The organism is Methanomethylovorans hollandica DSM 15978, from assembly GCF_000328665.1.
Lineage (GTDB): Archaea > Halobacteriota > Methanosarcinia > Methanosarcinales > Methanosarcinaceae > Methanomethylovorans > Methanomethylovorans hollandica.
This window is the reverse complement of the sequence record NC_019977.1, coordinates 1,399,452-1,422,040: the sequence shown is the minus strand read 5'-3', so window position 1 is coordinate 1,422,040 and position 22,589 is coordinate 1,399,452. Positions and strand designations below refer to the sequence as shown.

At 39.8% G+C, this 22,589-nt stretch carries 23 protein-coding genes; 8 read left to right on the top strand and 15 right to left on the bottom strand.

The genetic code is table 11. The features are described 5' to 3' along the window. The first annotated feature begins 2 nt into the window (after nt 1-2). Nucleotides 3-1,601: a glutamine hydrolyzing CTP synthase gene (gene pyrG, locus METHO_RS06795; protein WP_015324797.1), complete on the top strand. Its 1,599-nt coding sequence runs from the start codon at nt 3-5 to the stop codon at nt 1,599-1,601. On the opposite strand, the gene truD is transcribed toward pyrG, so the two are convergent. Then, complete coding sequence (gene truD, locus METHO_RS06790; protein ID WP_015324796.1) at nt 1,598-2,914, bottom strand: tRNA pseudouridine(13) synthase TruD; 1,317 nt, start codon at nt 2,912-2,914, stop codon at nt 1,598-1,600. The genes pyrG and truD overlap by 4 nt on opposite strands. A gap of 446 nt (nt 2,915-3,360) precedes the next feature. Here truD and METHO_RS06785 point away from each other — a divergent pair, with 446 nt between their 5' ends. After that, nucleotides 3,361-3,552, top strand: a complete 192-nt coding sequence (locus METHO_RS06785; protein WP_015054961.1) for a TRAM domain-containing protein — start codon at nt 3,361-3,363, stop codon at nt 3,550-3,552. Between the two features lie 158 nt (nt 3,553-3,710). Here METHO_RS06785 and METHO_RS06780 read toward each other — a convergent pair whose 3' ends face one another. From METHO_RS06780 to METHO_RS06770, 3 genes are all read right to left on the bottom strand, one after another. Further along, nucleotides 3,711-4,004, bottom strand: coding sequence for an ArsR/SmtB family transcription factor (locus tag METHO_RS06780; protein ID WP_015324795.1), 294 nt, complete (start codon nt 4,002-4,004; stop codon nt 3,711-3,713). A 90-nt stretch (nt 4,005-4,094) separates the two neighbouring features. After that, nucleotides 4,095-4,310, bottom strand: coding sequence for a hypothetical protein (locus tag METHO_RS06775; RefSeq protein ID WP_172635205.1), 216 nt, complete (start codon nt 4,308-4,310; stop codon nt 4,095-4,097). Nucleotides 4,311-4,426: 116 nt separating this feature from the next. After that, nucleotides 4,427-4,873 (bottom strand): PepSY domain-containing protein, encoded by a 447-nt coding sequence (locus METHO_RS06770; RefSeq protein WP_015324793.1) that lies wholly within the window; start codon nt 4,871-4,873, stop codon nt 4,427-4,429. 452 nt (nt 4,874-5,325) lie between these two features. On the opposite strand from METHO_RS06770, the gene METHO_RS06765 reads away from it, so the two are divergent. Beyond that, a complete protein-coding gene (locus tag METHO_RS06765; protein ID WP_048831275.1) occupies nt 5,326-5,727 on the top strand; it encodes a DUF1699 family protein in 402 nt (133 codons plus the stop codon). Between the two features lie 440 nt (nt 5,728-6,167). On the opposite strand, the gene METHO_RS06760 is transcribed toward METHO_RS06765, so the two are convergent. After that, entirely contained in the window at nt 6,168-6,719 is a 552-nt protein-coding gene (locus tag METHO_RS06760; protein WP_015324791.1) for a hemerythrin domain-containing protein, read from the bottom strand. A 132-nt stretch (nt 6,720-6,851) separates the two neighbouring features. Then, nucleotides 6,852-7,646, bottom strand: a complete 795-nt coding sequence (locus METHO_RS06755; RefSeq protein WP_015324790.1) for an alpha/beta fold hydrolase — start codon at nt 7,644-7,646, stop codon at nt 6,852-6,854. Between the two features lie 274 nt (nt 7,647-7,920). Here METHO_RS06755 and METHO_RS06750 point away from each other — a divergent pair, with 274 nt between their 5' ends. Beyond that, nucleotides 7,921-8,577, top strand: a complete 657-nt coding sequence (locus METHO_RS06750) for a flavodoxin family protein (protein WP_015324789.1) — start codon at nt 7,921-7,923, stop codon at nt 8,575-8,577. 166 nt (nt 8,578-8,743) lie between these two features. Here METHO_RS06750 and METHO_RS06745 read toward each other — a convergent pair whose 3' ends face one another. Beyond that, nucleotides 8,744-9,064, bottom strand: a complete 321-nt coding sequence (locus METHO_RS06745; protein ID WP_015324788.1) for a Rieske (2Fe-2S) protein — start codon at nt 9,062-9,064, stop codon at nt 8,744-8,746. 399 nt (nt 9,065-9,463) lie between these two features. On the opposite strand from METHO_RS06745, the gene cooS reads away from it, so the two are divergent. Next, nucleotides 9,464-11,368: an anaerobic carbon-monoxide dehydrogenase catalytic subunit gene (cooS, locus tag METHO_RS06740; RefSeq protein WP_015324787.1), complete on the top strand. Its 1,905-nt coding sequence runs from the start codon at nt 9,464-9,466 to the stop codon at nt 11,366-11,368. 168 nt (nt 11,369-11,536) lie between these two features. Further along, nucleotides 11,537-11,737, top strand: coding sequence for a hypothetical protein (locus tag METHO_RS06735; RefSeq protein ID WP_015324786.1), 201 nt, complete (start codon nt 11,537-11,539; stop codon nt 11,735-11,737). 57 nt (nt 11,738-11,794) lie between these two features. Here METHO_RS06735 and pth2 read toward each other — a convergent pair whose 3' ends face one another. The 6 genes from pth2 to METHO_RS06705 form a co-directional block, all read right to left on the bottom strand. After that, complete coding sequence (gene pth2, locus METHO_RS06730; RefSeq protein ID WP_015324785.1) at nt 11,795-12,142, bottom strand: peptidyl-tRNA hydrolase Pth2; 348 nt, start codon at nt 12,140-12,142, stop codon at nt 11,795-11,797. A gap of 39 nt (nt 12,143-12,181) precedes the next feature. Further along, nucleotides 12,182-13,087, bottom strand: coding sequence for a tetrahydromethanopterin:alpha-L-glutamate ligase (gene mptN, locus METHO_RS06725; protein WP_015324784.1), 906 nt, complete (start codon nt 13,085-13,087; stop codon nt 12,182-12,184). Between the two features lie 106 nt (nt 13,088-13,193). Then, nucleotides 13,194-14,048 (bottom strand): UbiA family prenyltransferase, encoded by an 855-nt coding sequence (locus tag METHO_RS06720; RefSeq protein WP_156811055.1) that lies wholly within the window; start codon nt 14,046-14,048, stop codon nt 13,194-13,196. Nucleotides 14,049-14,157: 109 nt separating this feature from the next. Then, entirely contained in the window at nt 14,158-14,340 is a 183-nt protein-coding gene (locus METHO_RS06715; protein ID WP_048831086.1) for a hypothetical protein, read from the bottom strand. A gap of 2,191 nt (nt 14,341-16,531) precedes the next feature. Beyond that, nucleotides 16,532-17,308, bottom strand: coding sequence for a hypothetical protein (locus METHO_RS06710; RefSeq protein WP_015324782.1), 777 nt, complete (start codon nt 17,306-17,308; stop codon nt 16,532-16,534). A gap of 278 nt (nt 17,309-17,586) precedes the next feature. Further along, a complete protein-coding gene (locus METHO_RS06705; protein ID WP_156811054.1) occupies nt 17,587-18,273 on the bottom strand; it encodes a DUF434 domain-containing protein in 687 nt (228 codons plus the stop codon). Nucleotides 18,274-18,412: 139 nt separating this feature from the next. Here METHO_RS06705 and METHO_RS06700 point away from each other — a divergent pair, with 139 nt between their 5' ends. After that, the gene (locus METHO_RS06700) at nt 18,413-18,820 is read left to right on the top strand and encodes a hypothetical protein (protein ID WP_015324780.1); all 408 of its coding nucleotides are present in this window, start codon (nt 18,413-18,415) and stop codon (nt 18,818-18,820) included. Between the two features lie 30 nt (nt 18,821-18,850). Here METHO_RS06700 and ftsA read toward each other — a convergent pair whose 3' ends face one another. Both ftsA and METHO_RS06690 read right to left on the bottom strand, forming a co-directional pair. Further along, nucleotides 18,851-20,206, bottom strand: a complete 1,356-nt coding sequence (gene ftsA, locus METHO_RS06695; protein WP_015324779.1) for a coenzyme F390 synthetase — start codon at nt 20,204-20,206, stop codon at nt 18,851-18,853. Nucleotides 20,207-20,540: 334 nt separating this feature from the next. Then, complete coding sequence (locus tag METHO_RS06690; protein WP_048831274.1) at nt 20,541-20,939, bottom strand: cupin domain-containing protein; 399 nt, start codon at nt 20,937-20,939, stop codon at nt 20,541-20,543. A 937-nt stretch (nt 20,940-21,876) separates the two neighbouring features. Between METHO_RS06690 and METHO_RS06685 the strand changes: the two genes are divergently transcribed. Next, complete coding sequence (locus METHO_RS06685; RefSeq protein ID WP_015324777.1) at nt 21,877-22,293, top strand: hypothetical protein; 417 nt, start codon at nt 21,877-21,879, stop codon at nt 22,291-22,293. The last annotated feature ends 296 nt before the right edge of the window (nt 22,294-22,589 follow it).

Sequence of the window (22,589 nt, the reverse complement as noted above, 5' to 3'; positions counted from 1 at the left end):
ACATGAAATATATCGTAGTTACAGGCGGAGTTATGAGCGGTCTTGGTAAAGGCATCACTGCTGCATCCATTGGCAGGAACCTTAAGAACATAGGGTATAAGGTCACAGCCATCAAGATCGACCCATATATTAACATTGATGCAGGGACGATGAGTCCCTATCAGCACGGAGAGGTCTTCGTCCTTAAGGATGGAGGGGAAGTGGATCTTGATCTTGGGAACTACGAACGGTTCCTTGACACTGAGCTTACCCGGGATCATAATCTGACCACAGGTAAGATCTACCAGTCCGTGATTTCAAAAGAGCGCAGGGGAGATTACTTGGGGAAGACCGTGCAGATCATTCCCCACATCACTAATGAGATCAAGGACCGGATAAGAAAGGTTGCTGCAAAGAGTGGCGCTGATATATGTCTTATTGAGGTAGGAGGCACTGTGGGTGATATTGAAAGCATGCCTTTCCTCGAAGCTGTCAGACAGATGCACCGTGAAGAGAAAACAGACAACCTTATTTTTGTGCATGTGACGCTAGTGCCAATAGATACTCAGGGTGAGCAGAAGACCAAGCCAACGCAGCATTCTGTTAAGGAGCTCAGGGAACTTGGATTGACACCAAATGTAATAGTTGCCAGGTGCAAGGAACCTCTTTCCAGAAATACAATCTCAAAGATATCCCTGTTCTGTGATGTACCGGAAGAAGCTGTTATCAGTGCCCATGATGCAAGGGACATTTATGAATTGCCTCTTTTGATGGATAAAGAAGGGCTTACTCAATATCTGATAAAAAGACTTTCTCTCAAATCGACAACTTCTGATACATCCTGGATCGAAATGGTGGAGCGCATGCAAAACCTAAAGGGACAGGTGAATATTTGCATTGTAGGGAAGTACACTCACCTTGAGGATTCATACCTCAGCATCAGTGCATCCATTAAACATGCTTCTACAGAATGTGGTTGTGATTATGTTACGGACTGGCTCAATGCAGAAACACTGGAACATGACCCGGAATGTCTTAAAAAGCTGGAGGCATATGATGGGATTCTGGTTCCGGGAGGCTTTGGGGAAAGAGGTACTGAAGGTAAAATTATGGCTATCAGATACGCCCGCGAGCACAATATCCCATTCCTGGGACTTTGTCTGGGAATGCAGTTATCTGTAGTAGAGTTTGCAAGGAATGTAGTGGGTCTTGAAAAAGCTAATAGTACTGAGTTCAACGAAGATACTCCTTTTCCGGTCATAGATATATTGCCAGAGCAGGAAGGGGTGGAGGATATGGGAGCCACGATGAGGCTGGGTGATTATGAGGCTCAGCTTAAGCCAGGCTCCCTCGCAGAAAAGATCTATGGGTCACGCAGTATAATTGAACGTCACAGGCACAGATATGAAGTAAATCCCAACTTTGTGGACAAATTGCAGGAAAAGGGCCTTGTGTTCTCCGGGGTCAACAGGAACCGCATGGAAATATGCGAACTTACCGGACATCCGTTCTTCTTTGCATCTCAGTTCCATCCAGAGTTCAAATCAAGACCGGGCAAACCTTCTCCTCCATTTAAAGCTTTTATGTGCGCCATGCTTGACAGGCAGAAAGAAAGGTGTTAACTCATTTTAAGAGGGTCCACCTTCATATATTCGCGCAGCACTGTGGTGGCATAGCTTCCTTTAGGAAGGGAGAATTCCACCATCACTTTTTGCTTTCCGTTGTTCAGGTCATCTTCGAGGATCTTGAATTGTGGCTGTACATTAAGAAGTATCTCTCTTCTTTGTCCCTTTGAAGCCATGGAGGGTATTTCCTGCAACTGGAACTCCTCAGTAGTTAATTTGAGTTCCTCTATGATAGCTGATTCAATTTCTCCGGAGATTCCCGAAGCCATCTCGGTATTATATCCGAAGAGCGGCGCAGTGACAAATGCCCGTCCTCTTTTTATAAGATTGTTCATTCCTTCCAGGTTCACAGCATTGACACGTTGTGTTTTTGATGTATCAGGCAGAGAATCACTGTTCTTGAAGCATACGATATCTCCTTCAATGGCCTGGTTAAGAGGAATTCCGGCTTGAATTCTTGCACAGATCACTCTATTATATATGTATGACTGGAATGCATGTACGAACATCCTGCTCATGCTGTCTGTCAACATCGAGAACGAACCTTTATAATCTTCCGGATGCTCCACAAGATAGTGCATCATGGCACGTTCATAGCGCAGACGGGGAGGAAATGTTCTCAGTCCCTGTGCAAAATCTCTGGTGTTCCGTACTTCATCTCTTGCTATCCTTGTTTCTTGCGGCTCGTCTTTGAAACTTGCAGCAATATATATCATTGCAGCTTCTTCGGGTGAACCTCTGACCAGAGCTTCTCCTACCAGATGTGTAACCGGCCGGATGGCTCCAAAGCGCTGTATTCCAAAGAAATTAGGGACTCCTCCCATATTCTGTATCTCGGAAGTGATCCCGTCCATTCTTTGCTTCAGTTCGTCTGTTGCAAGATCTATATCCCGTATAGTTATCTGGAATATATTTCCCCGCAGATCTCCCAGTTCCACAGATCTCCTGTATCTTCCAAGAGGCGTCAACTGTACATCTTTGATATGCACTTTTTCAATGGTCTCTTCAGTAACATCAAAGATACTGATGCGCTGGGTGGTTACAGCTCTTTTGTCTTTTGTACCTGCGAAACCAATGCGCTTCTGGCTGATACCAAGTGATCTCGAAAGATCCCTGATGATATGATTTGTGTCCCAGTCCCTTTTAGTGAGTTCTAAAATCAGGTGTTTCCCGGAAGCTTCCACCTCCCAGCCGGATACTTCCTTTACTATGAAATCCTCCGGCACCTGCCTGAGCTTTCCTCCGATATCTCCGGTTGTAGTTGCATATAATTCCATGCCTATCGTGTGTTCTGTTTCAGGGACCTGCATGAGAGGTTCTATAGCTCTTAGACTATATCAATGATACCTCTCTACTTGGTGAAATCATAAACTCAAAATGTTAATGTATACATCATATAATAGGTGTAAGAATACATGCAAAGAGCAATGATAGAAGATTTTGATAACCCTTTTTTTTGAGAAGCTTTTTGGAAATGTTCACTTGAACAATATATGTACCCTTCTTCTCCATGTTTCCTTTTCAGCACAGAGGACATCGTTTTTACAAGATTTCTGCAATGGTACAGAGCCTATATAGGGACAGCTATATATAGGATCCTTACTATTCTAGAGATGCTTATAGAGTTTGATACTGATTTGCTGAATTATAGGTTTAGATAGTATTTTTCATATTTACTGTTTTTCTTATTTTCAACCAAATGGTTGTATTTCTTTTTAAGCTAATCAATTAGGACGTGAAACATTTGTTTAGTAACATGCAGTCAAGTGCTCCAGTAGAAGCTGGACAGAATTATGAAGTGACAATTGAAGACATCGCAAGAGAAGGCGACGGAATCGCAAGAGTAAGCGGATTTGTTGTCTTTGTACCCAACACCGAGGTTGGCGATGAAGTCACGATAAAGGTCAATAAGGTAATGAGCAAATTCGCATTTGGCGAAGTTGCTTAAATCTTATAATTGGTTAAACATTTAGTGAGAAATCAACTATTTGTTTTTCCATCCTTCTTTTTTAATCTCATTTTACGTGTCTGTGTTTTACAGTAAAGGTCAACTGTAAGATTTGAGGTATCATCTTCATTACAAGAGAGCAGATTAACCAGAACAGATCAAGTGAATATGTTTTTAAGGTCAGCTGTACAAATTTTTATATCAAATTCCTTGAGTCGGAAGAACTTCTTTGCCCGCATGTCATTCTCTTCAAGCCTCAAGTCGCTTTCCACAAAACCTGCCTTTTCTAGACGTTTTAGATGCAGGTCCACCACCTGCCTGGAAAGATTCAGCTCTTTGGCAAGCTCATAGATATATCTCTCATTTTCCGAAAGCATGTACAATAATCGTATTCTCACAGGGTGAGCAAGAGCCTCACCGATGTGCACTATTTGTTCAAGTGATTGGGTCATCTGCAGACCATCTCTAAACGTGCCATTATGCTATTCCAGTTGTATAAGACTATGTCTTAATGCATTATGTCTTAATGCATTAGTGAAAAATTAGATCTCGTTCAGTTTGTTCCTTATTTCTTCCACGGCTTTTTTGATCTCTTCCACATCCTTCTCCACTTTCACCAGCCTCTCATTGTTACCAGAGCCTGCAAAGTTGGACTTGCTAAGCAGCATGACCACCACTCCTACAATGAGAAGTATGACCAGTATCTGGATGAAAAAACCAAAGACGCCGCCATACATACTACCATAATACCCCATCATACCTGTCAATTTCACTCCATAAATGTGTTATTAAATAAATTACTTTTTAATAATTGAATAGATGGCTTTTTTCGATTTAAAAAGCACGTCATATTGTTAAAAAGTGGGTATGGAATTTAATACCTCCGCATACCCATCATGCCATAACCTCTGCCCATTCCCTGCCTGTACTGGGAAGGAGCATACTGTGAAGTGAAGAAGTCAGGAATAACTTCACCTGTATATGCATCGATACGTCCTTGCTTGGCAGTACCATCATCTCCTGTGTAAGGAACTATCCACCATCTACCCATTTGGTAGATATCATTTTCCGTTACATCGTCTGAGATCTCTGTTTTAGTTATTGCAAGAGCTTCTGCTACAGTCTTTACTGTAGGTTCCTGGTTTGCATAAGTAGCGCAGTAACCCGGAGCATTTCCATTCCAACCTGCACCGCAGTTGCAGAAACCTCCTGCATAACCCGAGGCACGTTGCAAAAGGTTTGTCTCGGCACTTACGAGGGTAGTTGCAGCGAGTCCTGTAAGGAGTACTAGTGCAAGTATTGCTATTGTTCTGTTTCTCATATTGTCACCTCTTTAATCCATTTAAGATATATGTAGTGGATATACTACATATATCGCATATATGGTATATATACCTTTTGAACGAACTACATTTAAAAAGGAAAATCATCAAAATAGCAGCAACAAATGGATGTAATGGAGGAAGAAAAGGTTATAGTGGATCATTGGGTCTGCATAATTTGAGGAGAAAAATTAAGGAGAGATGTGCCCGTCAGGGTGTGTTTGACGGGCTGACGCATTTGTACTTTTATTCTGTGTTTGCCTGATGGATCTTTTTGCCCCCTGACACTTTAAACATTTTAAAAGGAATATTTAATGTCTTTGTTACCATCGATTCTGAGGATTGTACTAATTATGAGGTATATACAACCTAATAAACTTTAAATAGAAATAATAACAAATTCACAATGACAGTTTCTTTTATAAAAACGGCATTTGAGGAAGTATAAATGATGAAAATAAGAGTAGTCAGTTCCAAAGACGAGATTAACACATTAGATCCGGAAGAAAAGATAGTTCATCTTGCGTTCAGACCATCAAACCAGGACATCTTCTCACTTGTAATGAGATGTCCAAAGATCAAGGCAATCCACATTCCAAGTTCTTACATAAGAACAATATCCAGCTCTGCAAGGATGTACCTGAAAATGCAAGCTATAGAACTTCTAGAAGGTGATGTGTGGGGACACCGTAAGGACATCAACGAATATTACGAGATTTCCCAGAGAGTATTTGACCACATAAAGCAGTATAAATCAGAAGGGATGCCAGAGGTTGATCTAGTTGAAAAGTTGAGAAGGGAGACCAAAATGAGTCCAGAGTTGATTTCATTCCTTGCCAAGAATGTTTCCTAAGCAACATTGCTAATCTTTTGGGATAAGTTCAATGAATATTCCATAAATGGTAGCATTCACAAGGATTTTTGTAACCTAGGCATCTACTTTGCAGATGCTGATACTCAGGATCTTCTTTTTTTAATCTTTCCAATCCTACTTTTTTGATCTCGGTAATATCGCGCATGATACCTTCGCTAAAGAGGGGTCTGCCATTATAATCAGACAAATCCGGTATATGGATATTCGATCGACCAAACTATTTCTTTTTAACCTTGAGACTGCAATCCTCTCAGATATTATCAGTATTATTAGTATTATTATTATTATTATTATAAGTATTATTATTATTATTATTATAAGTATTATAAGTATTATTATTATTATTATAACAATAACGATACTATTAGTAATAATAATTGACCTGGGTTTTGCACAGAGTCAAAATCTATTCTATTTTTTTAGAGATAAATATCAGCCAGATGGTGGAGCATTGCATGCAATTTCTCATGTTCTCCCATTCCGATCTTTTCCTTTTCCACAACCTCAAATTTTTCAAACAATTCTAGATTCTGCTTATCTGAAAGTTTCTTTTCAGCCATTGTGAAAAGAACGTTATTTTCTTTTTTAATATGTTGAACCAAGAGCTTAATATAATTTCTTCCGTATTTAATTATTTCAGCACGATCTTGTAAATCTACATTTTCGTGATTAGAAATAGCTTCACCTATAGCATGTGCATATTTGCGTCCGGTTCCATGCTCGGCAATAAGCACATCGATCAGTTTTTGAGATTCTGCACCATTTATAGATTTCAACATAGGAAATAAAATCTCTTCTTCCTTTGTATGATGACATTTGTCCACAAAAGTAAACATGAAATCATGTAGCTGCTTAAGATGTTCAGGGTCAATATTTTCTCCGGCATCAAGTAGTTCGCAAATCTTTCCCAGAACATCAAGCATCAGACCAATTTCATTATGCTCATGTTTTAAATCTTCAGTACCCATCATTCTTACTCACTCCCTGTTCTAGATTCTATATATTCTTTCAGAACAACTGCATTATTAAATTTGTCCTTATTAGTCGCGTAAAGAATAGTAACATCAATTTTTTCCACCATATCAATTATCTGAAGTAAACACCTACTTCCGATTCACTCGAAGAAAACTGCGCACTTCAGCATTGAATGATCCTGGTGCTTCGAGGCTGATCTCATGCCCGACGCCTGGTATAATTACAAGCTTTGATGTTGGGATCTTAGCGTGCAGGTTCTCGGCGACGTTCAGAGGAGAACGCTGGTCTGCTCCACCGTACAGCAGCAGTGTAGGTACTTTGATAGTTGGAAGCATATCACGCAGATCAGCCTCAGCAAAAGCAAGCAGCATAGCTCGCATTCCAACAGGATGGAATTCGGACATGATTGTTGCTGTCTCCTCAATTACCTCAGAAGATACAGATTTAACGAAGAGTGTTGGAATCCACATCTGAACTACCTGTTCTGGCAGCAATTCAGATTGCTGAAGCCCCTGCACCAAACGTTGTGCTACTATATCGGGAGTAAGTGATCCTGCCCATCCCGCATAAGCCGAAGCCAGTATGAGGGACCTTGTCATGTCAGGATATCGATGATAAAACTCAAGTGCAAGCCCGGCACCGAATGACAGACCGAGAATGTGTGGCTTTACTAATCCAATTTCCTCAATAAATGCAGCAAGACAGTCTGCAAAATCAGGCAAACGGAAAGTCTCAGGCGGATCTGCTGAGCGACCGCATCCAGGTGCATCCCAGGCCACAACTGTGAATTCATCGGACAGTTCATCAAGCTGCCTGTGCCACATCCGGCTGTCGCTAAGACCGCCGTGGAGGAGCACAAGGGGTACCCCCTCGCCCTTCCTTTCAAATGCAATGCGTAATTCACCAATTTTGACTTTTTCCATATGTTTAACCCCATATCAAATTTAGTATTTGAAACATTATCTACTTTATGAGTTAATCACGATGGTCAAAAATAACATCAACTTATAATTTTGCTGTATTTGAGAAAAATGCAACCAAACAAAACCAGCCTGTTCTTTTAGTTTTAGATTTGTCCCCTTTCTTCCACACCTTCATATCCGCAATACTTTTAGGTATGGATATACTAAGTCTTTCTGAAGATTCTCATATTTCAAAAAGTTTTGTATCCTGTAGTAAAAGAAAACGAGGTAAATTATGAAAGTAATAGCAATAAATGGAAGTCCAAGAAAGAAATGGAACACAGCAACTCTGCTTGAACAAGCTCTTGCAGGTGCAGAGACAGAAGGTGCAGAGACAGAAATAATTCATCTCTATGACCTGAATTTTAAAGGATGTACAAGTTGCTTTGCCTGCAAATTAAAAAATGGGAAAAGCTATGGACAATGTGCAATGAAGGATGAACTGACACCGGTGTTGGAAAAGCTGGAAAATGCAGATGCAGTAATCCTTGGATCACCCATATACCTTGGAAATTTGACAGGGGAAATGAGATCATTTATGGAGCGTTATATATTCCCATATCTGGTTTACTCTGCTAACCCAGCAACATTATATCCAAAGAATATCTCGGTTGGATACATTTATACAATGGGTGCAAAGGAAGAGCACTTTGATTTCTTTGGATTTAATAAAGTAATTGAAGTAAATGAAGTGGTTGCAACAAAAATCTTTGGATATTCCGAATCACTGTGCAGCACTGACACATATCAATTCGATGACTATTCACAATATGTTGCGGATATCTTTGATCTCAAAGAAAAAGCGAAAACACGCGAAGAAGTATTTCCACAGGACTGTAAGAAAGCCTTTGAGATGGGAGCCAGGCTAGTAAAACGACAAAGTGTAGAATAGTGGAAGCAACAGGGATACCTGCAATATCTCCAGACCGGATAGAAGGGATACTGCACAATAAGGACATTCGAAGTCACTTTTTCAAAAAATCAAAAAAAAGATTTAACTTCTACAGCAGAAGTCTCCTTCCTTGCTTTCATCAGAAAGCAGGGAGGGGTAGTTCACATTACAGCATTACTGAAATGTTACCATCGGATATTTTTGTTTGGTATGTAGAAACCTTTGAATCTGGCTTATCCACATATGCGCCTGTCTTTGCATTCATACCAGTCCTGATGTCAAAACCCCAGTTGTGACAACTACATTTCAGAACATAACCTTCCAGGATACCTCCCTTAAGAGGACAACCCATGTGGGGACATTTATTATCTATGGCATAAACAGTACCTTCTTTCCTGATTAACAGAATCTTTTTCCCTTCTACGGTGATCACGTTCATTTTTTCTTCAGCCAGTTTATCTTCCATAGCAACGATCCATGCAGACATATTGTATCTCCTGTATTTTTGATGTTAGTAAAACAAAAAGCTTATTTATCTTATATTGTCACATATTTTAAACTAGTATCCTTAGAGCCTGTATCATCCGTTGTCTTAATGCACTCATCACCATGAAATGAATAAATTAAAGTATATATTGATTGTGAAAGGTTTTCTGCATATCTCAATTTTAGCGATATCAGGTTGGAAACTTCTTCCTATATATATCAGTATCAGATTAATACTTAATATAGGTAAACTGCTCTGCTGGTGACATTGTTTGTTCTATGATCAATGTGTGGGAATGGCTCAAAGCGTTGGACACAATTGATGATAATTCGAGCTATCTGGAAATTAATAGTGGCCGCAACATGGAACCAGCAATTTTCAGCTTTAGGAGGAAGAACAATGGAAGGAGATAGGATATCCTGTCATGCATCTGTAAAGAAAGTATATGAAAGAATCAAAGAAGACGGCATAACCAACATATGGGATCGGTATGAGGCCCAGGGTATGGGTGGGAACCCCGACAGACGTTGTAACTTCTGCCAGGGAGGTATGCGCTGCGACCTATGTTCCAATGGACCCTGCAGAGCCAATGCTGAAACGGATAAAAGAGGTGTTTGCGGTATCACTGCTGATGGCATGGCCATGCGTATGATGCTCTTACGCAATGTTATGGGAGCTTCAACTTACCAGTACCATACAGAACAGACCATAAAAACACTAAGAGCCACAGCTCTTGGCAAGACACCTTTTAATATTAAGGAGTCTGAGAAACTCAGAACTTTTGCTGCAAGGCTTGGTGTTGATACATCAGGCACCGATAATGAAGTAGCTTTGCGATTATGTGACTTTGTGGAAGCTGATTTCAGGAATGAATACGGAAAACATAGTAAGATAGTAGAGATGCTTGCACCCCAAGAGCGTAAGGAAACATGGAAAAAGCTAGGTATATTCCCCAATGGCATCCACAGTGAGATCATGAGGACAACGAGTTCATCCCTCACAAACGTAGATGGAGACTATGTGAGCCTTGCCCTAAAAGCTATGCGTCTGGGAGTGGCTATGGGTTATCAGAGCCAGATAGTAAATGAATATTGCCAGGACATCCTCTTCGGTTTGCCCAAACCGCATAAGATGAGAGTTGACCTTGGAGTGCTTGACCCCGAATATGTAAACGTACTCCCCAATGGTCATGAACCATTTTTGGGATTTGCCATGGTGCAGCTGGCAAGAGAACAAATGTGGCAGGACAAGGCTCAGGCAGTTGGTGCAAAAGGAATGCGTATAATAGCCAATATTGAGACTGGCCAGGAAATGATACAGAGATGGGAAATGGACAATGTGTTCTTTGGGTTTACTGGCAACTGGATTGCCCAAGAAGCGGTCATGGCCAGCGGCTGTGTAGACCTGTTCGTGGCAGATATGAACTGTTCAATGCCTATAGACCCGATCTATGCCCAGAAATATCATTTCAAAATAGTACCTGTCAGTGACCTTGTTTCTTTAGAGGGTATTGATGAAAGAATAGATTATGTACCAGAAAAGGCACGTGAGCAGGCTGCTCAGCTGTTGCAGATGGCTATAGATAACTTCAGTGAACGCAGGAAAACCGTATTACCTGTAACTGGCCTTCCTATCACTGAGTCTGTGGTGGGATTCTCGTCAGAGAGCATAACAGAAGCACTGGGTGGCAGCATAACACCTCTTCTGGATGCTATAAAGAGTGGAACCATAAGAGGTGTTGCAGGTCTTGTATCCTGTACAACCCTGAGGGATTCGGGACAGGATTGTCATAGTCTGGATATTGCAAAGGAACTTATTGCAAGGGATGTGCTGGTACTTTCTATGGGATGCGGCAATGCTGCCATGCAGGTTGGAGGTCTGTGCAGCCCTGATGCAATGGAACTTGCAGGACCTGGACTCAAAGGCCTGTGCAAACAACTTGGTGTTCCTCCCGTACTCAGCTTTGGTACATGTACCGATACCGGAAGGCTGGCAGATCTGCTTGGTGCTATATCATCAGCTCTAGGTGATGTACCTCTGCCTGACCTGCCTGTAGTGGCAACAGCACCTGAATATATGGAGCAGAAAGCTACCATTGATGCAGTCTATGCTCTTGCATTGGGCCTGCACACGCATGTTAATCCTGTGCCCACAGTAACAGGTGCTCCAAGGCTGGTGAAACTGCTCACTCAGGACTGCAAGGATGTAACCGGAGGAGTAATGAATGTGGAAACTGATGCTAAAAAGGCTGTAGATGCCATGTTGGAACATATTGAGAGCAAGCGCAGCAAGCTGGGCATCTGATAGTCGGATTGTGGACAATAGTTATGGATGGGACACCAGAAAGATGATCAAGTCAGTTTCTATTCATCTGGTAGTCCCATACTTCCCTTTCTAAGCTTACCTGTTCCTTTTATGAAAAAAATATCATAGGGGAAGGGTTAAGTATTTTTTAATGGGAATGATGGGTATATGGTAAAGAGAACCAAGAAGAGACCTTTGACATCGAGTTCAATATTCGATTTTTATAACCCTAAGGAGACACACACAACTCCAGATGCATCCCAGATGAATGATGATGGTGGTAAGGTAGTCAATGACCAATCAAAGGATGAGGCTGATAACCATCCTGACAACACATCTGGAGTAGAGAAAAAAGTGGTGGAGAATTAAAATTATTTTTCTACCCTTTACCCTTCGCTATAATACGGCATCCTGCACAGATACTACTTAAAGAAGTTTAAGTTCCTTGGTTATTCTGTCAATATCCTGAGCTCTTGCAGGACCGATACCAAGGACGGTCACAGTTCCGGGTTCAATTTCAGTGAGGCCGGCATCAGCGATAAGAGCTGTGGGAAATCCTTCCCTGCGGGCTTTTTCCTTTAGCTCGAAAAGATCTTTTAGTGCGGGAACCCGTAGCACCACTTTTTTCTGTCCGCCTTCCTTCCAGTTATCAAGGGCGGATTTTGAAGCCCAGCTGCTGGCAGATACCGCTGCATGTGCAACCTGTACTGCAAGCTTACCTTTTGAAAGTTTCAGATCGTCTCTCACAATGATGCATTGTTTATATTCATCCATTAAGCAGGCCTCGTAAATATGACTTCAGATATCATTTGATTATTCTCTTAAGTGTATGTAGTCGAGAATATGTCCGGCAACATTAACTCCGCATGAGCTATATATACCTGCCCCGGAAGGAGTGCCATTTACCTCCAGCACCATAGTGCCATCGGGTCCTTCTATGAGGTCCACACCTGCAAATACGGTGCCTACGGCTTCTGCAGCCTTCGCACAGATCTCTTCCTGGGAAGGCGTAAGGCTGCACGGTGACGAAGTACCGCCCTGGCTCAAGTTATTTATCCAGTGGCCTTTTTGTGCACTGCGGTATATAGAACCCAGCACCTTGCCGTTGACCACAAAAGCGCGGATGTCCCTTCCCTGGTTCTCTATGAACTCCTGGATATACAGCATTCCCCAGCTATCGATCATCTGGGTGATCTGCTTTTCCCAGGGAATCTGTGAGATTTTACCATCAGGCTCTACCATTTTTCCTTCCCTTACTCTGATTATGCCTTTTCCCTTGTAGCCGAATACCGGTTTTACAATTGCATCCCTGAGGTCGTTGATCGTCTCAATGGCTTTGTCCCTGTCCTGCACTGAGAACGTAGCCGGTACAGGTATTCCTGCTTTTGCGAGCAGGTATGTCGTATGATACTTATTTGCAGCATTCCTTATGGCTTCGGGGCTATTCAGTATAAGCGTGCCCTGCATTTCCAGCTGCCTCAGGACATCGAACCTGAAGGAAACACCTTCCATAGGCCCGGCACCTACATCCCTTACCACCAGCACATCAAGTATTGGAAGTGTCAGGCCCTGACATGAGATCACTACATCTTTTTCTATGACAACTTCCGTATGTCGCAGATCAATGAGATATGTCTCGAAGTCTCTGTCCACTGCAGCTTCCAAAAGGGCATCAGCAGTCCAGTCATGCGGATCGGTGACAGCAATTCCAAGTTTCATCAAGGTTATAAGGGAAGTATAAGTATTAAAGTGCTCAGTGAGAATAGCGTTAGCATTGTGAGGATCAATGTTACCATTGACAATTCAGATGTGTGTCAACTCTTTTTCATGCTTCAAGCAGTTTTATCAATATAAAGGCCAGTAACCCCAATGTTGCACCTAAATAGACCCAGCGGATATATTTTCTTCCTGCATTCGCATCATTGCCGGATCCCAATAATCTCAAAGACGGATAAACAATAGCAAGGTCCATTATTGCGATAGGTATGAGATAAATGGCAGGCAGCCACTTTAGTATAAAAGGCACAGATGTCAGCAGAACGACAAAAAGGAAAATATAGCTGCTTATCCGCAGAGCAAATGCTTTTCCATATTTTATTGCCAGGGACCTTGAATTGATAAGCAGGTCTCCCTGCATGTCCATTGCGTCGGCAGCGATCTCCTCTCCAAGATCTATTAATGCGGCAATAGCGCCAAAAAGCCAGACAATGTTATTAAAGGGTGATCCTACGGACACCCCACCATAAATGAATGTCATCCCTACGGAAAAGCTAACCATCAGATTTCCTGGCAGTCCGCTCTTTTTGTAGTGCCTGTTGTACAGAAATCCGATGATGAATAAAATAATCGAGATCAATAACGCTATAATACTGATCAGATAGCTGAGGATGAGGCCGGATAACATAAGAACTATGGACAGCAGCAACGCTTCCGACGGAGTGACCATGTTCGAAGGGATCGGACGATGGGGTGCATTGAGCTTATCGGTCTCAACATCAAAATAATCATTTAATACCAATATTGAAGCCGAAATAAAGAACACTGACAAAAAACCAAATGCAGTTTCGAAAACGGGTGCGAACTCACCCAGGGCCAGGATCTGCCCCATCACTACGCATAAGCCGGCGGAGAAGGGAAGCTCGGGTCTTAATAACCCTACAAGCCCTTTTATTTTGTTCATAGTAATATATATGTACATGTGCTGTTCATCGGACAGCTACTTTTCAGGTAGATTATGGCTTTTCAGAACAATTATCTGCTTTTCAGCAGATCTCCTACAAGACGGATCTTTATTTCCTTCTATAGAATTCTATGATTCCGGCGATCCCAATTATTATTAAGACCACGGGAAACCACGGAATATCGATCCTTAATATCTCCAATTCATTTATCAGCCACAATATACCCGTCACCAATATTATTATTGAGATCGTGGGAAAAATTTCTTTCTTCGGACTCTTTTCACTTTCCATGAAAACACCCCAAAGTTAACTATGATCCGACCATATTAATTAACGTTTCTAAAAAAGAGTTCTGGAAATTGATAAGAGACTTTAAAGTTTCAAAAGAACGGATGGAAAACAACAGAATAGATGGTACTCGATCTACCACAAAAGCAGCCTGAAGGATGAGGAGTTAATAGAAAACATTCCAACGAATCAAAATAGAGTTTATTAAAAGAGTTGATAAGGTGGTCATAAGGTTTTGACCTGCAACAATGAAGTCTATTATGGGACCAGGTTTTATTCTGTCCTGAATGTGCTTTATTCTGCAACTTACGCGTCAATGAAGTTTGTTACGGGATCAGGTTTCAATCCGTCCTGAATGTGCTTCATTCTGCAACTTACGCGTTAATGAAGTTTGTTACGGAATCAGGTTTTAATCCGTCCTGAATATACTCCATTTCTGAACTTACGCGTTAATGAAGTTTGTTACGAAATCAGGTCTTAATCCGTCCTGAATGTACTTCATTTCTGAACTTACGCGTCAATGAAGTTTATTACGAGACCAGATTTTACTCCGTCCTGCACATGCTCCATTTTGCAGCTTACTTCCCTTATAACCAATTTACAGTATCTAACTAATCGTATAAATCACTTGCGCTCATATTACTCTAAGTTATTTAATGAGGTGATACCTAAACTCAAAATTGTGTATCTGAATTTTAAATTACATATGATCTTCAAGAGCCCTTAAGGTTCCTTGTTGATCTTGCTGTGATCAATCTGATAGAAACTTAAAGACTGGATGCTAAAGATTTCATTAGAACAGAAAGCTATTCTCTCAGGCTTAAACCATCTGGTGCAAAGAAAGTAACTGAAGAGTTCCAGAACTGGATGAATAAGAAAATTCCATATCAGAAAAACTCAGTAACATGGAATTATGCATTGTTATTGAAAACCAGAGAGTCAGGTAATAGATACTGAGTATTTCCTATACTGAATGGAAGAACATGGGGTTCTCTAAGGATACTTTGCATTATATGAAACAGAATGCTAAAGCTGATAAGCTATTTAAACTTAATAAGCATGTATGGGAAAGGTTGGAAATGTGGGAAGAAGCTTGAATGAAACTAATACTTAAGTTGCAACTGGAGAGATATAATACCAGATAATACTGACCAAGAAAAAGCTGAAGTATCAATAAATATTACTACAAAGGTAAATTTAAGAGAAAAATCACCATTTTCAAGTAAACACATTAGGTGCGCCTGTCTTTGTGCAAAAGAATGTGATGAGATTGAAAAGAAATATAGGGATGGGAGTACCTGGGAAAAAAATGCAGAACTATATGAAAATGATATTGCATATGCAAGTGGGTCTGTAGTTTCTTGTATAGCTTATCTCGAATCTATAATAAATGAATTTTATAGTGACTGTTTTGATACAGTAGAACACAAAATAGTAATTGATTCAGAAGGACACACTATTAGTTATAACACTTTCCTTAAAAGTGATAGAGCAAAACATGTAACAGGAATTTGTCTGAAAGCTTTAATAGTTCTTGCTGAAAAATGGAATTGTGAAGGGTTTGAGAGGAAAGATGTTCTTTCTAAATATGAAGAAGCTATCAAAATAATTGCTCAAAATAGCTCGGATGAAAATAAGAAAAAATATATTGATGTCAAAGATTTTAGAAAGGATCAAACATATAAAAATGTCAAGGATCTTATAAAAATACGCAATTTATTAGTACACTATAAGTCAAAATGGCAAGAGGAAAGTTCAGAAGAAATAGATTCTTACAACTTAAGTCTCTTAAAAGAAAAATTTGAAATAAATCCTTTCATGAAAAATAATGATCGACCATTTTTTCCACATAAATGTCTTGGTAAAGGATGTTCTATATGGGGGATAGAATCGTCTATTGCTTTTGTCTCATTTTTTTATACTAAAATTGGTGTGAATCCACTAATAAATGTAGACAATATTTTCTCATCGATATTGAAATAAATTTTTGAATTTTTTTGGAATAAGTTATAGTTGTTAACCTTTTGTTTGAAACAGATTTACCTTTGGTCAGTGCCTATGTTTAGTGATTTTATTACTCATTAGTTTTAAACGTTCGATGTTACACTATAATTAAAGAAAAGACAACTAAATTAACATATAGTAATTTATTAAAAAGCCTCGTACACTTCGACTTTTTTAAACATAGGGCTTTTTAATCTCGCAAGTTCTTAATTTCGGAGATTAAACTATACAATATTATTACCCATCCGCATAAAATTAATATGAACACTGCAACTCTATATTTAATCATAGTCTCAAAATCTAAAAGCATCATAAAAAGAGGTGCGAAAACACCAATTATTGAGAAAATTACTAGATTTATGAAATGTACTTTAGAGTTTGAAAAATCTTCTTTTGTTATTACCTGTTCTTTTTTGTATGTTAAAAGGTTATTCAAAAAAAGTTGTTCTCCTTTTTTACTTATTATAACATCATCATATTCTCGATATTTAGTTAATTTTTCTAGAATGTTTTTCCCTCCTTCACTTTTTTCTATTCTTTGCAGATCGTAATCTGGAAGAATAGATGGGGTGAAAGATGGATTTATTTTCTTACAAAGTTCTACTTCTTTGTTTGTTAACAGGTTCGTTTGTTTTTCTTTAATGTTTTGAATTTCAGTTGAAACATGCTCTTTTTTTTGTTCAAGCTCACTAATATCATTTTTGAGCTGTTTAAGATAAGACTTTTGGTTTAAGACTTTAGTTGTTAAAAAAGCTCCCATTAATCCAACTATAGTAGCTGCACTTTGTGCTGATGCACTATAAAACCAATTTGGATCAACTTGGGATACAAAATGAGTTATATTACTTGTGTTTAGAAAATAGAAAGAAGATTTTTCAATTAAATGAGACGCATGGTTTGTTATATTTGTAATATTATTTGAATTAAGGCTATTGTTCAAAATTGTCTCTTGAATATTATTTTCCATTTATATCATGAAGGTTAGATACATTTAAAAAAGTTTCGTTCCGTCAATTTTTTATGAAAACAATGCATTTTGTGTTTACTTCTTTTAGCAAAAATAGAGATCAAAATAAATTAGAGGTAATTTTTGCAAAAACCAGCGGGTTTGTACAATTCATGAACTTGCGTACAAAAAATCGAGTTAACTATGTCCCATCTTAACTGTGCTAAATCTGCGATTCGAATCATTCAATAACATTGTCTATTCTGTCATCCTCTTACAGTCTACTAATGTTACTGACATTAAATTATCATCTCCGCCCAGCTACCCTTTTCTTCAATAACTGCCTGAGGCAGGTCTATTACTTTTTCGACGGCATCGATGATAACTCCGTCCGCAGTTGCGACCACATATTCGGGGTCTGCGTGCTTGAGGTCAAAGTCGGCGTGTTCGGAGGTTGACACTTCGCCCTGCAATGACAATAAGGACAGTTCCTGTCTTATCAGAGCAGCAAGCTCTCCGCTCTGGCTCATCTGGGAATCCAGCAGGACCTTCACATAGGAAACGCTGCTTTTGGAAAGTATGGCACACATCTGTTTTACAGCTTCGATCGTAATATCGGTATTATTGTGTGACCTGAAAACCCCTCTTGTGTCCCGGACAAAACCATCATCACACAGCCACAATGTATGATTGCTCAGCATGCTTTCTATTGCGATGAGCACATTATATCCGTCTGCAAGAATCTTTTTCCCTGCCACTTCTTTTGAAGTAAGCCGTTTCCTGTTACGTGCAACAGCAGTTTTTGGGGGTACTATCACTCTGGTGAGAATATGCCTCTCGCTCTTTTCAAGGCGGTAATGGTCGCCGACAAATCTTATTGATGCGGTTTTCGGGTATCCTCTTTCCAGCAGATATCGTATATCTCGGGCAGGAGATGATAATTTACTGATCAGGGAAGTCATAGATTCTGTCAAAGTATTTTGCATCAAAAGTTTTATGTCTGTTTATTATAAGTAACTGACCAAGTGACTTATCAACAAGTAGTTATATATAAATTAAAATAAAATTCAAGTATAATCATTATTTATTATCCTTAAAAGTCAAAGAATAGGCAGGAGTATCTTTATGGTGGATGTTACGGGGATCTTTGGAAATATCGGGTTACAGTTATTCATTCTGATGTTGCTGGCATTCTCTGCATATCAGGCGCGCTCTAAAAAAATGAAAATACATTGCAATTTAATGGCTGCAGCTCTTTTTCTGCAGCTTCTCACCATTGTGTTCGTAATGTCCCCTTCTTTTTTAGCCCATTCAGGAATGCAGATCAGCATCCAATTGCTGCTCGAACTGTGGGTACATCACATAGCAGGCATTTTAGTGATGCTGCTGGTAATATACATCAACCTGGCTGTAAAAGGTTCAGTGCATTTTCTGGGGGAGCCCTACAGACTGATGAAACCTGTGGCATTGTTATGGTTTCTGGTTTTGCTTGGCGGAATGCACATATCTATCAGTCTGTATCCTGATCTGTAATACAGCTTCCAGTATAGGGCCTAAGATAATTTATCTGCGGTCCACGATACGTTTTGGCCTGCCTTTTATACGATACAGTTCAAGAGCTCCCGGAGCGGTATAGTTGAATAGTATCTTAAAGCTCTCATCATTATATGCATTCTCAAATTTTTTCTTGTACCTGAAGAAAGAACTTAGGAAATTCTCTTCCACAAGGGATCTGTCACATGTGGCAGGGTCAAGGCATTCCAGGCTCACTCTCATGACGGTTTCCTCTTCATCATCTCCGCCGTACAGGAAAGCTTCATATTCCCCTGTTAAATATTCCATGTTCTCCCGCTGGAAAACTCCTTTTTCCACATCCACACGGTTAAAGGGAGTCTCAGCAACCCAGAAAGTTTCAGCTTCACGCTGAGGGTTCATTATTTTCATGTGTGTCCTTCCGCAGGCACAGGTCTTGCGGCTCATGACCACCGTCGTGTCTTCAGTGTCATAGTTAAGAAGCAGGGTACCGGATCTGGCGCCTACCGGAAGCAAGGTACTGAGCACCATCCTGCCACATTCACCGTCCTTGACGAACTTATCCATGCCCGGATCATAGACATCCAGATGTACCATGTCCTCTGATACATGCAGGCCGCTGAAGTCCGTACATTCCCCGCACATAGTGCCTTCTGTACTGCCATAGTTGTTGTAAACCTCGCAGTCCCACATTTCGGAAAGATAATTACGCGCTTCTTCTGCAAAACTTTCCCCGCCTACCACAAGACGCCGAATGCTTGATTCAGAAGGATCCAGTCCTTGTTCCTTCATATTTTTGCCAAGTCTTAACAGTTTGAAAACACTTCCCACGATTCCAGTGGGTTTATATGAGGTCACAATCCTTGTCGGAAAAGTGCATTTCCCAGTGGGGATGATGGTCATTCCGATATGATGTGCTCCAAGAGTCATGGTATTAGCACCTACATTCATGCCGTATGAAGCACAGATGACAACCCTGTCCCCGGGTTCGAATCCCTGTGCAACGAAATACCGCGCATATTTCTCAGCATAACGTTCCCAGTCTTCCCAGGTGAGGAAGAACGCCTTTGGTGTCCCGCTGGTACCACTTGTTTCATGAATAGTGAATATCTCATTCCAGTCCCCTGTTCTGAACTCGAAATCCCCGGTTACAGGCGGCTGGTGTTCTCTTATTGTACTGCCATTTATAATAGGCAGTTCCAGCAGATCTTCATGGGACTTAATATCGGAAGGTGAGATCTTGTGTTCTTTGAACCATTTTCTATAGAAAGGGGACTTCTCAGCTGCGTATTGCACAGTGTATTGAATACGTTCATCTATCAAAGCATCCAGTTCGCCCCTTTCCATGGTCTCTATGGAAGGATTATGATACGTTCCCGGTGGCATATGTTGATTCTCCTGTGTTATATTCTGTTATCTGTTTCAGGGAGTTTAAGTATTATCTTTGCTGCACTAACCGCAGATGTGCATAACTTCTTGTATTTTCTGCTTTTGGGCCGGACCTGAGAAGCAGAGTACAGCTGCCTATATTATGTTCAAAGTTTGATACATGTTCACTACATGTTTAATATATGTCTTATATATGCAGCTTAAGTCAGGACAAGAAAAAGAAATAATTATAGATGGAATTGGAATGTGGTTCTTAAGACACCACATTTACCAACTCATTAAGATTTACGGACCAGCAAGTGAAAATTGGTCCAGATTACCTTTTATGATCTTATTCCGTGGTTTTTCCGTCAAAGTCGGCTTCATTTGCTTCGGCTTCTTCCTTAGTTGCCCGCACGATACCGTCCTTGTGATGAGCCGGAGAATAGATCGTATAGAGTTTAAGGTCCTCGGTCTTGGAAGTGTTGATGACATTGTGCTGCGCGCCTGCAGGCACTACTATTGCAACACCATCACTGAGCTCATATTCATTACCGTCAATTATGCACTTTCCCTCTCCACTTTCAAAACGGAAGAACTGGTCGTTCTCCTCATGCACTTCCATCCCGATATCTTCCAGGGGCTTAAGGCTCATAAGCACAAGCTGGCTGTGCTTTGAAGTGTAGAGAACTTTACGGAAATTGTCATTTTCTAACGTGGCATCTTCAATATTGATACTGAATCCTTTCATGTCCATATATAGGGATCAATTACATATATAATTATTTGTACTAATATTTGCTTTTGAATAAATAAATATATTATAATAAGAAAGATCAATTTTAATTAATTTTATACTTTGAAGCACAGCAAAAGAATGATCTATTTGGTTTAATGGATCGAGCCGGATAAGCCATAGATGTCCATTGTGTTCATGCCTTAAACCTTTGTTTTCACTATCCTTTGCCAAATAACATCTCATTGTTTGAGTAATGGATCTACGTTCTAGAATTATATAAAACATGAATGCATATATGTGTTTATTTTGGAGTGTTCATAGGATTTATAGTTATGAGCACATCTCTATGAATAATTGTGAAGAACATGTTTACAATGCAGGATCGCTGAAGATGCGTCCCAAATGCCATGCGAACCCAGACCATTAAAAAGAGTATCCAGGTCTGCAAAAAATGGTATACTGAACACAAACAGGCATTACAAGAATCGACTCAATAATGTTATGCCAGAGAGGAAGAAAAATGAGTTTGAACAATGATACACACATTTTGGCTCAGCTTCACATTATATGGCCGACATCGGCAATCCAATGCACACAGATGGATCCGTGCAGCAATATTTAAATCAGCCAGTTCATAAGGCATATGAACGGCATGTATCGGATAGTTGGTCTGCCGGGCATTGGTATAGTAACATAGTAAATAACAATAATCAAAGATATACTGTATCAAATCCAGGCACTTCTACCCAAAATTTGGCTACTTATAGTACTCAATTTTACAGTAATTTATGGAACCAAGTTAGTGCAAACCCAACGCCAGATGCATTGTATCAAAATACACAAGTACAATATAGTACAATATATAACTCAAAATACTATTCTGCAAACTGCAAAATATAACTTAGGACTAGCGTATTACATAAAGTCATAATATGCTTTAGAGGTGAATATGAACAATAAAAAAATTATATTCCAATCTTTTTTTTTAATTATTTTATTTTGGTTAGTGATTTCTGTAATTATTCCATTACCCATTGAAAAAAGTTTACCACTTGTTTCTATATATAACCAAGATCAAATTCCACATAATGTAACAATTGAAATGAAAGATTCGGATACGAATCTAATATATAAAAACACGTTGTTAGTAGAACAAAAAACACCATATTATGTTGAGCGAGATTGGGCAACAGCTGTCAAAATTTACATTCCTATTCTATTGACAGATAGGGCTCCTGATTATGATTTTAATGTTTCAATTGATGCTAATCCACCAACTCATTCTAAATTATTATTTCCACAGGGAAGTATTATCGATATACATATAATAAATTCTACATCACGCATTAGCTCGACTGGTATATAATAGTGTTTCTGTATTAATAAATTTGGATAAATCTTCTAATTCCTTTTTATAAGATGTAAAGAAGAAGTTGTGATTGTAGATTATACAAACTTACCTTCTTACCCTAAACTTATCCCGAGCTTACTCTATAAAAACAGTAGTGATAGAAAGGAACTTACTATACTTGCCAATATACACAGAGAAGAGTGTAATTTGATTCCTTCTTCTGAACACTCACAAAATAATACAACTTTTACCCCATGTTCCCAAATTGAGGGCAAGGAAGGTAAGTTTCTATCGCCAGATAACGAAAATGA